General features: G+C 71.3%; 13 protein-coding genes. 3 read left to right on the plus strand and 10 right to left on the minus strand.

Going from position 1 to position 12,747, the window contains the following annotated elements:
- Nucleotides 1-12 precede the first annotated feature (12 nt).
- From F6J84_RS13310 to F6J84_RS13330, 5 genes are all read right to left on the minus strand, one after another.
- Nucleotides 13-810: an ABC transporter permease gene (locus F6J84_RS13310; protein WP_150974288.1), complete on the minus strand. Its 798-nt coding sequence runs from the start codon at nucleotides 808-810 to the stop codon at nucleotides 13-15.
- 1 nt (nucleotide 811) lies between these two features.
- The gene (locus F6J84_RS13315) at nucleotides 812-1,645 is read right to left on the minus strand and encodes an ABC transporter ATP-binding protein (RefSeq protein ID WP_150974289.1); all 834 of its coding nucleotides are present in this window, start codon (nucleotides 1,643-1,645) and stop codon (nucleotides 812-814) included.
- 43 nt (nucleotides 1,646-1,688) lie between these two features.
- Complete coding sequence (locus F6J84_RS13320; protein ID WP_150974290.1) at nucleotides 1,689-2,792, minus strand: ABC transporter substrate-binding protein; 1,104 nt, start codon at nucleotides 2,790-2,792, stop codon at nucleotides 1,689-1,691.
- 213 nt (nucleotides 2,793-3,005) lie between these two features.
- Nucleotides 3,006-4,124 (minus strand): hypothetical protein, encoded by a 1,119-nt coding sequence (locus F6J84_RS13325; protein WP_150974291.1) that lies wholly within the window; start codon nucleotides 4,122-4,124, stop codon nucleotides 3,006-3,008.
- A 1-nt stretch (nucleotide 4,125) separates the two neighbouring features.
- Nucleotides 4,126-4,665, minus strand: coding sequence for a UGSC family (seleno)protein (locus tag F6J84_RS13330; protein ID WP_150974292.1), 540 nt, complete (start codon nucleotides 4,663-4,665; stop codon nucleotides 4,126-4,128).
- Nucleotides 4,666-4,846: 181 nt separating this feature from the next.
- Between F6J84_RS13330 and F6J84_RS13335 the strand changes: the two genes are divergently transcribed.
- The 3 genes from F6J84_RS13335 to F6J84_RS13345 are packed head-to-tail and all read left to right on the plus strand — an operon-like array spanning nucleotide 4,847 to nucleotide 8,105.
- Complete coding sequence (locus F6J84_RS13335) at nucleotides 4,847-5,314, plus strand: MaoC family dehydratase (RefSeq protein WP_150893989.1); 468 nt, start codon at nucleotides 4,847-4,849, stop codon at nucleotides 5,312-5,314.
- A complete protein-coding gene (locus F6J84_RS13340; protein WP_191905682.1) occupies nucleotides 5,311-6,933 on the plus strand; it encodes an AMP-binding protein in 1,623 nt (540 codons plus the stop codon). Before F6J84_RS13335 ends, F6J84_RS13340 begins: the two co-directional genes overlap by 4 nt.
- On the plus strand, nucleotides 6,930-8,105 hold the full coding sequence (locus F6J84_RS13345) for an acyl-CoA dehydrogenase family protein (RefSeq protein WP_150974294.1): 1,176 nt from the start codon (nucleotides 6,930-6,932) through the stop codon (nucleotides 8,103-8,105). Before F6J84_RS13340 ends, F6J84_RS13345 begins: the two co-directional genes overlap by 4 nt.
- Nucleotides 8,106-8,118: 13 nt before the next feature.
- On the opposite strand, the gene F6J84_RS13350 is transcribed toward F6J84_RS13345, so the two are convergent.
- The 5 genes from F6J84_RS13350 to F6J84_RS13370 all read right to left on the minus strand — a co-directional run bounded on the left by F6J84_RS13350 (nucleotide 8,119) and on the right by F6J84_RS13370 (nucleotide 12,732).
- Nucleotides 8,119-8,907 (minus strand): IclR family transcriptional regulator, encoded by a 789-nt coding sequence (locus F6J84_RS13350; RefSeq protein WP_202980451.1) that lies wholly within the window; start codon nucleotides 8,905-8,907, stop codon nucleotides 8,119-8,121.
- Nucleotides 8,908-8,915: 8 nt separating this feature from the next.
- On the minus strand, nucleotides 8,916-10,067 hold the full coding sequence (locus F6J84_RS13355; RefSeq protein WP_202980452.1) for a zinc-binding dehydrogenase: 1,152 nt from the start codon (nucleotides 10,065-10,067) through the stop codon (nucleotides 8,916-8,918).
- 200 nt (nucleotides 10,068-10,267) lie between these two features.
- Nucleotides 10,268-10,912: a hypothetical protein gene (locus F6J84_RS15580; RefSeq protein WP_191905683.1), complete on the minus strand. Its 645-nt coding sequence runs from the start codon at nucleotides 10,910-10,912 to the stop codon at nucleotides 10,268-10,270.
- A gap of 81 nt (nucleotides 10,913-10,993) precedes the next feature.
- Nucleotides 10,994-12,046 carry a sensor histidine kinase gene (locus tag F6J84_RS13365; RefSeq protein ID WP_150974297.1) on the minus strand — a complete coding sequence of 351 codons (1,053 nt, stop codon included), beginning with the start codon at nucleotides 12,044-12,046 and terminating at the stop codon, nucleotides 10,994-10,996.
- Entirely contained in the window at nucleotides 12,043-12,732 is a 690-nt protein-coding gene (locus F6J84_RS13370; protein WP_150974298.1) for a response regulator transcription factor, read from the minus strand. Before F6J84_RS13370 ends, F6J84_RS13365 begins: the two co-directional genes overlap by 4 nt.
- Nucleotides 12,733-12,747: the final 15 nt, after the last annotated feature.

Genomic DNA, 12,747 nt, shown 5'->3' on the forward strand with positions numbered 1-12,747 from the left:
GGTCCGGTCCGATCACATGGCACTGTCCCGCAGGCCGTACACGGACTCGTGCCACGGGATGAAGAAGCGCTTCGCCTCGTTCACGATGAGGTACAGCACCAGTCCGATGAGGGACAGCAGCAGGATGAGGGCGAAGGTCCGGGCCGCATCCAGCGAGTTCATCGCGGAGACGACCATCGCCCCCAGCCCGTCGCTCCCCCCGAGGTACTCGCCCACGATCGCACCGATCGTGGCGAGCACGATCGCGACCTCCATGCCGGCGAACAGATACGGCTGAAGGCTCCGGACCTCGAGCTGCGTGAAGGTCTGCGTGCGGCTCGCGCTGAGGCTGCGCATCACCTCGCGCTGTCCCTGCTCCACCGAGCGCACCCCGAGCAGCACGTTGAGCATGACCGGGAAGAACGCCAGCAGTGCTGCGAGCACGATCTTGGAGGTGAGGCCGAAGCCGAACCAGATCACGAACAGGGGGATGAACGCCACCTTCGGCGCCACCTGCGCGACGACGATGAGCGGGCGGATGCTGACCTCCAGCCACGGGAGCTTGCCGAGGACCACGCCCACCACGATGCCCAGCACCACCGCGATGACGAATCCGACGATCACCTCGGTGACGGTCACGCCGACCTCCGCCCAGGTGGCGCCGTCGCCGAGAAGAACGACGAACGCCTCTCCGACCGCGAGTGGCGGCGGGAACACGAACGGGTTCACGTCGAAAGCGGTCACGTACACCTGCCAGGCGACGATGAGCAGGATCACCAGCGCCGGGGTGACGACCCAGGGCAGGACCTTCAGCACGGGGGATTTCGGCATGTCACTCCTCCTCGTCCAGGTCCTGGCGCAGTGCCCGGACGATGTCGTTGAACTCGGGGGTGGTCTGCAGGATCACATCGCGCGGCTTCGGGAAGTCCACCGGCAGGATCTGCCGGATGCGACCGGGGCGGGGCGTCATGTGCACGACCCGGTCCGCCAGGAAGACCGCCTCCGGGATGTCGTGGGTGACGAAGACGACCGTCGAGGTGGTCTCCAGCACGATCCGCTGCAGTTCCAGGTTCATCCGTTCCCGGGTGAGGGCGTCCAGCGCCCCGAACGGCTCGTCCATGAGGAGGAGTTCCGGTTCCGTGCTCAGCGCCCGCGCGATCGCGGCGCGCTGGCGCATCCCGCCCGACAGTTCCCGGGGGTAGGAGCGTTCGAACCCCTTGAGCCCCACCAGATCCGCGAGCTCCGTGGCGCGGCGACGGCGCTCGGCCGTCCCCACCCCACGGAGCTTCAACGGCAGCGCGATGTTGTCGAGCACCGAGAACCAGGGGAACAGGTTGCTCTCCTGGAAGACGAAGCCGAGCTTGGTCACGGCGGACCGTTCCACCCGCCCGTCCTTCCAGAGCTGATTGCCGTCGACCGCGATCGTCCCGGTCGTGGGCGAGAGCAGCCCGCCGATCATGCGCAGCAGCGTCGTCTTGCCGCAACCGGAGCGACCGATCACGGCGACGAACTCGCCGCGGTGGATGGAGAGATCCACCCCGGAGACGGCGTGCGTCACGCCGGACCGGGTGTGGAAGTCCCGGCCCACGCCTTCGATCTTGAGGCGCGGGACCTCGTCCTTCGCGTCACCGGCCGAAGCCGTGGATGGGAGCGTCTCGTTTCTCATGGGAGCCTTCCTGGCTGGTCGTCGGATTGCATGACTCGGGGGATCAGCCGGCGGGGACGTGGTCGTTCGTGATCCACTTCTCCGGGTCCTGTCCGCCCTTGAGGAGACCCGCCTTCACGTACGTGTCGTAGGCGCTCGTCCATGCCCCGATGTTGTTCTCCAGCAGCGCCGCGTCGCCCGACTGGTCGACCCACGTCTGGGTTGTGTAGATCTCCAGCGCGGCGCGTGCCACGCCGTCGTCCTGGAGCGCCGGGAAGTCCCAGTCACCGCTGTCGCGCATGATCTGCAGGACGTTGTCGAAGTCGTTCTCGGAGTCGTCGATGACGAACTGCACGGCCTCCTGGATGGCGGCCATGAACTTCTCCATCTGCTCGACCTTCTCGGGGTCCTCGAGGTTCTTCGCCGTGGTGATCCAGGTCTGGATGTCGGGGGCCGCGCCCAGACCCGCGTCGGTGACCACTGCGTCGTCGTTCTGCTGCTCGATGGCGAGCGACGTGTCCAGGCTCACGATGTAGCCGGAGAGCTGTCCCTGGCGGACGACCTCGAGCGTCGCTGCCGTGACCGGAACGGCCTGGCGGGTCACCGATTCGAGCGGGATGTCGTCGGCCCCCAGCGCGAGGTTCAGCATCTTCTCGCTGGTCCCCCCGATGGAACCCATGCCCATGACCTGGCCCTCCATGTCGTCGGGCGACTCGATGGGGTTGTCCTCGACGGAGACGACCCGGAGGTTGGACTTGTACGCCATCGTCCCGATCGCGGTGATCTCCTGCCCCGCCTCCATCGCCGGCATCACGTCGACGGTGCTCGCCCGGGTGATGGGGGTCGATCCCCCGAGGAGGGACTGGATGGCGGCCGCGGTGCCCTGCACCGGCTGCAGCTCCACGTCCAGGCCGTGCTTCTCGAAGTACCCGCCGGAGTAGGCGAACATCTCGGGGGTGAAGCTGAAGGACTCGAGCGGCAGGAACGTCACCACGAGCATCTTCTGCAGCTCGGCAGGGGCTTCCGCATCGGCGGACGCGCTGCTTCCCGAGGTGTCGCCGGAGCATCCGGCGAGGGCGAGAGCGCCGGCGGCCAAGAACGCGGCTGCGGTGCGGGCCAGGCGCTTGTGGGACGCCGTGGCGGTCGGATGTGTCGTAGCACTGACCATGTCTGACTCCTGTGTCTGGACGATCCGCCCGCTTCCTCGCGGTCGGCGTTGCCTGAGTCTGCACACGGTGTGGGAGACACCCAACCCGCCTTTTCATCCAGCGAAAGGCGAAGGGCGAGAGGCGGAAACGCGCAGACGCGACCATCCTCCGGGGTGCCTGCCCCGGAGGATGGTCGCGTCGGTTGCGAGCGTCGTGGTCTCGCCTGCGGCGGGTCAGCCGATCCTGCTCGACGAGTACGGGTGCTCCCGCGGAGGGTTCAGCGTGAAGATCTCCACGACGGCGGACACCCCGGCGTTGTTCGCCCCGGCCACCATGATCTGGACCGAGGTGGGGTGGCTGAGCAGGTTCACCGTGTCCGGGGTCTCTCCCGCGCTCGCCGTGTCCGGCATCGAGTCGGGGTGCTCCGAGGACAGCCGCCACCGGGTCTTGTGCGACAGCGCATCCTTGCCGACCGCTGTCAGCTCGGCGCGGTCCCGCGTCGCGTGGGCGTGGATGTACTGCCGCAGGTCGTCCTTGCTCCACCCCGCAGACGCGAACACGTCGGCGTGCTCGGGCGTGAGCACGAGCAGCGCACTGGTGTACTCGTGGATGAGCGCTCCGGTGCGGCAGATCGTGTCGATGAAGTCGCGCGCGAGCTGCTCAGGGACCATCGTGTGCCGGGCCTCGACATGGATCACGGAGCGGATCACGAACGCGGTGACGACGCTGTCGCCCGCCTCGAAGCCGTATTCGGTGTGCAGCGGCGGCCACGGGCTCTGCTCCTCGTTCTCGCCGATGCAGGCCGAGTACTTCGAGGGGTTGCCCTGCGTGGCCTGATCGAGCTTGTGCGGGTGCAGGCCGAACACGTTGATGCAGGCGAGCCGGATGGCGCGGCCGATCGTCGCGTTCGCGCGGAACCCCGATCCGAAGATGTTGCCCTCGCTGTTGAGGCCGATCTCGTGACGGATCGGGCCGTTCACGACGAGGAACGGGGCGGTGCCGGTGGTCGACTGCCAGATCCCGCGTGCCGGGTGCGGCTCCTTGGCGATGGCCTCCCAGGCGGCGAGCACGACGGGGAAGTACTCCGGCCGGCATCCCGCCATCGCGGCGTTGATCGCGGCGAGCCGTACCGTCAGGTCCCGGTTCAGGTGGGTGATCGTGAAGAGGACCTCTTCCGGATCACGGTCGACGCTCGCCAGGAACGGCTCCAGCGAGGAGGCGCTGACCGGCACGACCGGGAGTCCGTCGGTCCATTCGCGGTCGAAGTAGTACTCCAGGGCGTCCTGGATCCGGGCGACGTCCACGGCGGGGACGGTCTCGGCGGTGGCCTGGGCGGTTTCGGTCGTCGTCATGTCAGGCCTCCACGCCCAGGATGCGGATCACGTCGGGGATGGCGGCGAGCGCGCGCTCGCGCACCTCGTCGGCGGACAGGCTGGCCATGGGGTGCGCCACCGCGTGGAAGTCGAACCCGGGGAAGCCCTGCACCGTCGCCATCGCGCGTCCCGACGCCAGGAAGGAATCGGAGGTGATGGCGACCGTGGGCACACCCGCGCGCTCGAAGAGGATGCCGTCCGCCACGGTCGCGGCGCTGCACGACCCGCAGTCGCCGACCGCGGTGACCACGACGTCGCACTCGTCGACGATCGTGCGCAGCAGTTCCTCGGAGACGGGTGTGCCGAAGTAGTCCTTCGTGTAGAGCCGCGACTCCCCGGCGCCGTAGTGCGTGCGCAGCTCCTCGGCGATGTGATCGAGCAGCATCGTCGAATTCGGCTTGGTGTTGTCGAGCAGCCCGATCGTCAGTCCCTTCAGGCTCACCGGCCGCGGTGAGAGGGTGTGGTCGAGTGCATCGTCCGCCGCCCCGGTGGGGTCGAGCAGGAGTTCTTCAGTAGCCATGGCGGCGCGCCTTTCATCAACATCGTTCGTCGGCGGACCCGACTATGACACGGGCCCCGAAGCGGCCCTCTCCGGGCTTTCATCAGGTGAAAAAGTCGGCTCCGCGCGCCGTCGCGGCACGGGAGGATCTGGTCACGGCGGGGGATCCCTTCCGCGCGCACAAGACAGCAAGGAGGCTGGCATGTCACACGCCCCGTCCCCCGTGACGACGACCATCGACGATCTGCAGGACCTCGTCGGCGCCGAACTCGGCCCGTCCTCCTGGCGCGAGATCCCGCAGGCCGACATCGACACCTACGCCGTGCTCACCGGCGACGACAACCCGATCCACGTGGATGCCGAGGCCGCTGCCGCGTCGCCCTACGGCGGGCGCATCGCCCACGGGATGCTGACCCTCAGCATGGTGGTCCCGCATCTGCGGGAGATCTACCAGGTCACCGGCGGCGGGATGGGCATCGTCTACGGCTTCGACCGCATCCGCTTCCCGAACGCCGTGCCCTCCGGCGCCCGCATCCGGGTGAGCGGGACCGTCATGACCGTGGCGGACATCGAGAACGGCTACCAGGTGACCCTGCGCCTCGTCTTCCACGTGGAGGGCGCCGCGAAACCGGCGTGCGTCGCCGATCTGATCCTGAGGCACTACCGGTGACCGAGCCCGCCGGCGCCGCGCCGCACTACAGCGACCTGTGGCAGGGCATCGCCCGATCCGATCCCGAGCGCATCGCGGTGATCACCCGCGAGGGCACCGTCACCTGGGCGCAGCTCGCCGCCGAGGCGGGGGCACTCGCCTGGCACCTGTCGCAGCGCGGCCTCGGCGTCGGCGACGCCGCCGCGATGCTCCTCTACAACCGGCCCGAGTACCTCGCGTTCACCTGGGCGTGCCTGGCCATCGGGGTCTCCCCGGTCGCGATCAACTACCGCTATCGCGCGGGCGAAGTGCGTGATCTGCTCGTGGACTCCCGGATCTCGGTCCTGCTCACCGTGGACTCGCTCGGCGGGATCGCCCGCGAGGCCGCCGCCGGGCTGGAACCCGCGGTCGAGATCATCACCGTCGCCGACGGCGGTCCGGCGGTGCCCGGTGCGGTTCTCTACGCCGAGCTCGCCGCCGCCGGCGGGGCGCTCCCCGATGCCGCCCCGCGCGGGGCCGAGATGCGGCTGTACACCGGCGGTACCACGGGCGCCCCCAAAGCGGTCGTGTGGGACCTCGACACCCTGCTGATCGCCCGGCGGCAGTCCACCTGGGGCCTGCTCGGCATCGAACCGCCGGAGACGCTCGCGGACGCCGTCCGGATCGCCGTCGACCCGGCGACGCCGCGCGTGGTCACGCTGCCACTGACCCCGCTGCTGCACGGCACCGCGCAGTCCACCACGATGGGCACCCTCGCGCTCGGCGGCACGGTCGTGCTGCACGCGGCGGCCCGGATGGACATCGACGAGGCGGTGCGGCTGACGCGCGAGCATCGCGTGACCCGGCTGATCGTGGCGGGCGACGCGCTCGGCCTGCCGTTCGCCGAAGCGGTCGAGCGCACCGGCGAGGGGCTGCCCCACGTCGACTCGATCCTCAGCTCCGGCATGCGCTTCAGCGACGACGTCAAGCGGCGGCTGCATCGCCTCGGCGACCTCGCGATCGTCGACATCCTCGCCTCGAGCGAGGGCGGGCCCTACGCGTTCGGCATCACCCGGGGCGTCGACGACCTCCCCGCGCGCCTCGCGCTCACCCCCGGAACCGTGCTCCTCGACGAGGACCTCACCGAGATCCAGGCGGATGCCGGTGCACTGGGGATCCTCGCGTACCGGGGCATCCTGCCCAAGGGCTACTTCGGCGACCCGGAGAAGACCGCCGAGACGTTCCCCGCCATCCGCGGTCACCGCTATGTGATGCCGGGCGACTGGGCGCGCGCCCGCGGCGACGGCACGGTGGAGTTGCTCGGCCGGCTCAGCGCCGTGGTCAACACGGGAGGTGAGAAGGTCTTCCCCGCGGAGGTGGAGGAGGCGCTGCTCAGCCACCCCGACATCGACGACGCGATCGTGTTCGGGCTGCCCGACGAGCGCTTCGGCGAGGTCGTCTCCGCCATGGTCGCCCCGGTCCCCGGCCGGCGGGTCGATGTGACCGAGCTCCACGCACACCTGGATGCCCGCCTGGCCGGGTACAAGAAGCCGAGGCACGTGTTCGTCAGGGAAAGCCTCGGCCGCGGCTCGACCGGAAAGGTCGAACTCGCCCGAGTCAAGGAGGACGCGTTGCGCGAACTCGCCGAGGTGACGCGATGAGCGTCGACGCGACCGACGTCTTCGGCTACGCGGAGGCGCTCACCCCGGCCGCCCGCGACAAGCTCCGCGCCCTGCGCGCGCTCCTCGAGGAACGCGCCCGGCCGCATCTGTCCGAGTGGTGGGAGCGGGCGGAGAGCCCGGCGCACCTGCGGACCGAGCTCGCCGCGCTCCGTCTCGAGGACGACCCCGCTCTGCTCGGCGAGGACGGCGAGCTCGATCCGCTGTACGTCGGGTTCAAGCACTTCGAGTTCGCGCGGTTCGACATGTCCATCGGCACCCTCTACGGCGGGCAGGTCGGCATGTTCCGCACGGTCGTCCGGCGCGGCGGGTCCGCGGAGCAGGTGGCGCGGTGGGATCCGCGCATCCCGTCCTTCGATCTCACCGGCTGCTTCGCGCTCACCGAGCCCGCGCACGGGTCGGACGTGGCCCAGGGCCTCGAGACGACCGCCGTGCGCGAGGGCGACCACTGGCGGATCACAGGGCACAAGCGCTGGATCGGCAACGCGGCGCTCTCCGACGTGATGCTCGTCGTCGCCAAGGACCACGCCGACGGACGGGCCAAGGTGTTCCTCGTCCCGCGTGAGGCAGCGGGTGTCACGGTGACCGACATCTCCGGCAAGATCAGCCTGCGGATGGTGCGCAACGGCGACATCGTGCTGTCGGACGTCCGGGTTCCCGAGTCGGACCGCCTGCAGCGGATCGACTCCTTCCGCGACCTGTCCGCCATCCTCGCGCAGCTGCGTTACGTTGTGGCCTGGAACTCCGCCGGTCTGCAGGCCGCGGCGTACGAGGCGGCCCTCGCCTACGCGCTCCGGCGCGAGCAGTTCGGCCGTCCCATCGGCGGATTCCAGCTGGTGCAGGAGAAGCTCGCCCGGATGCTGGGCAACGCCACCGCGGCCCTGGCGGTCGCGGTCCGGCTCACCGAGCGGCAGCGCGCCGGCGCCATGCGCGAGGAGGACGCCGCACTCGTGAAGATGTGGACGGCCGATCGGGCACGGGAGACGGTCGCCCTCGCCCGGGAGGTCTGCGGCGGGGAGGGCATCCGGGTGGACACGGACGTCGCCCGCCTGTTCGCGGATGCGGAGGCGCTCTACACGTTCGAGGGCACGCACGAGATGAACGCCCTCATCGTCGGACGTGCGGTGACGGGTCTGAGCGCGTTCACGCGCTGAGACCCCGCGCGGCTCAGGAGGATTCGAAGCCCGCCGCACCCAGTGCGCGGGAGATGGAGGTGGCCGTCAGGCGGACGAGATGGATCATGTTCTTGCCGTCCACGTCCTGCTGGGTGAGCGCGAGGGACAGCGCGGCGATGACCGCGCCGTCGGCGCCGAGCACGGGCGCGGCGACCCCGATGTGCACGGCATCCACCTGACGGTCGCTGATGGCATACCCGTTGCGGCGGATCTCGGCGAGCACTCCGGCCAGCGTCTCCCGGTCCCGGTAGGTGCGCGAGGTGAAGGCGGGCAGCTCCCCGGACAGCACGTCCTCCTGGACGTCCGCCGGCGCGTGGGCGAGGAGGACCTGGCCGATCGCGGTGGCATGCAGCGGATACCGTCCGCCGATCAGGGGCCTGCGGGCGGGCCGGCGCGGGCTCTGGAACCGTTCGATGGAGATGAGTTCGGTGCCCTCGCGGATGGCCAGGTGTGCTGCGTACCCGGTCGTCTCATACAGGTCGAGCATGTACGGGCGGGCGATGCGCTGCAGCCCCACCGAGCGGGGGGCGAGGGAAGCGACCTCCCACAGCCGCAGGCCGATCCGGTATTTGCTCTCGCCGTCCCGCTCGAGCGCGCCCCACTCGGTCAGGCGCTGCACGATGCGGTGGCACGTGGCGATGGGAAGACCGGTACGGCGACTGATCTCGGAGAGGGTCTGGCGGGCGCGGCCGCCCTGGAACGTGCCGATGATGGTCAGCGCGCGGTCGATCACCGAGCGCGCCGATGACTCCTGCCTGTCCTCACCGGGCCCCGCCGCCACGGTCCCCATTATGCGCGTCCGTCCGCCGCGGCATCCATGACGACGACCGCTCGGCCGGTGATCTCCCCCCGGGCCAGGGCCCGGTAGGCGCCGTCGACGTCGTCGAGGGACACGTGTCGCGTGATGACCTCTGCGGCATCGAACGCCCCCTGCGCGGCGAGTTCCACGACGGCCGGGAGATCGGCGCGTGTCCGCCCGCCGAAGGAACCGGTGATCGAGTATCCGCGGCGCACCAGCGGGGTGATCTCCACCTCCGCCGTCGCCCCGCCCGGGGCGATGCCCACGGCGACCATCCGGCCTCCGTCCGCCAGCATCCGGGCGGCCTGGGCGAACGTCTGGGGACGGCCGAGGGCCTCGAATACCACGTCGGCGCCACCGTCGATCAGCGTCCGCACCGCCGTGACCGGGTCCTCCGCGCTCGCGTCGACGACATCCGTCGCCCCGAGCCGGCGGGCCGCGTCGAGCTTGTCCTGCGTGATGTCCACGGCGACGATCCGTTCCGCTCCGGCAGCGCGCGCCATCTGGACGATGCCGGAGCCCACCCCGCCGACACCGACGACGGCGACCGTCGTCCCGCGCTCCACCCGGCCGGCGCGGACGACCGCCCCATAAGAGGTGAGCCCTGCGCAGCCGAGGATGCACCCGGCCACGGGGTCGACGCCCGCCGGCAGCGGGACGAGCGCGGACACCGGGACCACGCAGTACTCCGCCAGCCCGCCCATCGAGTACATGGCGAGGAAGGAGCCGTCGGGCATGTGCAACCGGCTCTCGCCGTCGTAGAGGGTGCCCCGCAGACGGTTCTGGGCGAAGAACGGGGCGCAGAGGTCGTCGCGGCCGCGGCGGCAGGCGGCGCATTCCGTGCAGGGCATGATGAACCCGGCGACGACGACGTCCCCCGGCCCCACGCCCTCCGGCGCGGCGGTGCCCTCACCGAGGGCGACGATCTCGCCGCTGATCTCGTGCCCGAGGACGGCGGGCCGGGGGAACGCCACCTCGCCCTTCATGACGTGCAGGTCGGTGTGGCACACCCCGCAGGCGATCACCCGGACCAGCGCCTCACCTGCGCGGGGCACCGGGACGTCGATCTCGGTGATCTCGAGCCGGGGCTGCTCGCCGCGGAGCACAGCGGCTCGCATCCGGTGCGGGATCTGCGATGTCATGGCGCCCCTTCGCGTCGTGCGTACCCGCTCACCCTGGCGCGTCCGCCCGGCGTTCACCACCGGCGCTTCCACTGAACGGAAACGGCCGTCCGGGTCCGGGATCGTCGCACGCACGACCGCCGCCGAGCGCATCGCCCGCGTGCGCGGGCATGGCGTGCGTTCGACGGCGGTCGTCTGATCGGCGTCCAGCGGGCGCCGGGCTACTCGGTCGGTGTGGTCGACTCCGGGGCCGGTGATTCCTCTTCGTCGGAGTCGGGCGTGCGGTCGGAGTCGGGCGTGCGGTCGGAGTCGGGCGTGCGGTCGGAGTCGGGCGTGCGGTCGGAGTCGGGGCCCGGACGCGGACCGGGTCCGTCGCCGCGGTCGGGCATCCCGCCGCGGTCGCCCCGATCCATGCCGCCGGGGCCGTGGTCCCCGCGGTGTCCGCCCATCCCGCCGGGGCCGCCGTCCTCGTCCCCGCCGTCGAACCGGTCGGTGGACTGACCGGTCTCCGCCGCGCCGCGACCGTCGTCGGGCGCACCGGTCTCGTGGGCGACGGCGGCGCCGATGCCCACCCCGGCACCGAGCACGACCACCGCGGCGACGGCGGCCGCGGTGATCCGCACCCAGGTACGGCCGAACAGAGAGGTCCGGGCGGCCGGGGCGGACGCATCGGCGCCGGCCGGGGCGGACGCATCGGCGCCGGCCGGGGCGGGGGCGACGGGCGGCGCCGACGACCCCGCGGATCGAGCGGATGCGGCGTCGGCGGCCGGGACGTCAGGACGCGTGGGAGTGGTGTCGGGTGTGGTCTCGACCGGGGCGGCGGCGTCCTCGCGCTCGCCTCCGGGAGTGGCGTTGTTCTGTGTCATGGCCCCTACTGTCCGCGACGCGGTCAAAGACGGCTCCAAGAATGCGCCGCCTTCAGCGGATTCATCACCGGGACAGGGCGATCATCCGGCGCGGCCCGCGACGCGGGACGGCACGGGCAGGACGAGCAGGAACGTCGTCCCGGCGGGCGACGTGTGTTCGACCGAGATGCTGCCGTGGAACCGCACGGCGATGTCCCGGACGAGGGCGAGCCCCAGCCCGAACCCGCGCCTGCGGCCGTCCGTCCCGCCGGGATCCGCTGCGGCCGGGGGTGCCGTCGCGGCGCGGGCGAAACGGTCGAAGACGCGCTCGGGGTCCAGCCCCTGGATGCCGGAGCCGTGATCGGCGACCCGCACCTCGACGCGACGCCCCACGCGCCGTGCCGACACCCGCACCTCCTCGCCCCGAGGAGAGTGCCGCACGGCGTTGTCCAGCAGCGCGACGCACGCGCGCGTCAGCGCCGCCGGTTCGGCGGCGGCGGACAGACCCGCGGGGACCTCCACGCGGATCCGCACGCCCGCGGCGTCGGCGTCCGGCCGGAGCGTCTCCCCGGCGGCCGCGGTGACGGCGGCGACGTCCGCGACGGCACGCACGTCGCCGTCCCGGCGACCCGCTTCCTCCGCCGCCTGCAGGAGATCGGTGAGCACCCCCTCGAGCACGGCCGCATCCCGTCTGAGATCCGCCAGCACCGACTGCACGTCGCCGCCTCGCTCGGCACGGTGCTGGGCCAGCTGGATGCGGGTGGTGAGGGTCGTCAGCGGGGTACGCAGCTCGTGACTGGCATCGGCCACGAAGGCGCGCTGCACGCGCAGCGATTCCGCCAGCGGCAGGGTCATCCGGCGCGAGACGTACCAGGCGATGAGGGACAGCGCGATCACGCCGACGAGCGCGGAGAGGAGGACGAAGGGCACGATGTCCGCCACACCCACGACCCGGTCGTCCCAGCGTCCGGGTCGGCCGGGGCGCGGGCCCGGAGGGGGCCGGGATCCGACCACGATGGCCGTCACCGTGACGGCGGTGATGACGCCCAGGATGGCGGTGGACGAGAGACCGACCCACAGCGCCACCCGGAGCGAGGCACGCTGCACCCGGCGGAGGTCGGACCGCGCGCTCGCGGCCGGATCCCGGCGGGTCACCGGGGGTCCCCCGCCCGGTACCCGCGCCCGCGGACCGTCTCGATGATCTCGGGCGTCGACTTGCGCCGCACGTAGTGGACGTAGGTGTCCACGGTGGCTGCGGATCCCCCCGCCGGGAAGACGCTCGAGAGGATCTCCTCCCGGGAGAACACGTGCTCGGGACTGGAGGTGAGCAGTTCCAGGAGGTCGTCCTCCGTCTCGGTGAGCGGGATCCGGCGTCCGGTTGGCGTATACAGCGCACGCGTGCGCGGGGTGTACAGCCAGTCCCCGACCTCCCGCCGCTCGCCCGCGGACCGGGTCCCCCGCCGCAGCGCACGCAGCCGGGCGCGCAACTCGTCGAACTCGAAGGGTTTCACCACGTAGTCGTCCGCGCCGAGATCGAGACCGCTCACCCGGTCCTCGAGCGATCCCAGGGCGGTGAGCATGAGGACCGGGGTGGTGATCCGCGCGGTACGGATGGCGCGGACCAGGTCCGCCCCGGACATCCCCGGCAACCGTCGGTCCACCACGATCACGTCGTACCGCCGGTTCAGCGCGAGCTCGAGCGCCTCCTCGCCGGTCGCGGCGTGGTCGACGAGGTAGTCCTCGCTCAGCACCTCGATCACGATCTGCGCGATCTCCGCTTCATCCTCGACGTAGAGGAGACGCGGCGGAACCGCGCCGGAAGGAGTCGGTGGGGACGGCACGGCATCAGTATGTCA

The sequence above is a fragment of the Microbacterium caowuchunii genome (genome assembly GCF_008727755.1).
In the GTDB taxonomy this organism is placed as follows: domain Bacteria; phylum Actinomycetota; class Actinomycetes; order Actinomycetales; family Microbacteriaceae; genus Microbacterium; species Microbacterium caowuchunii.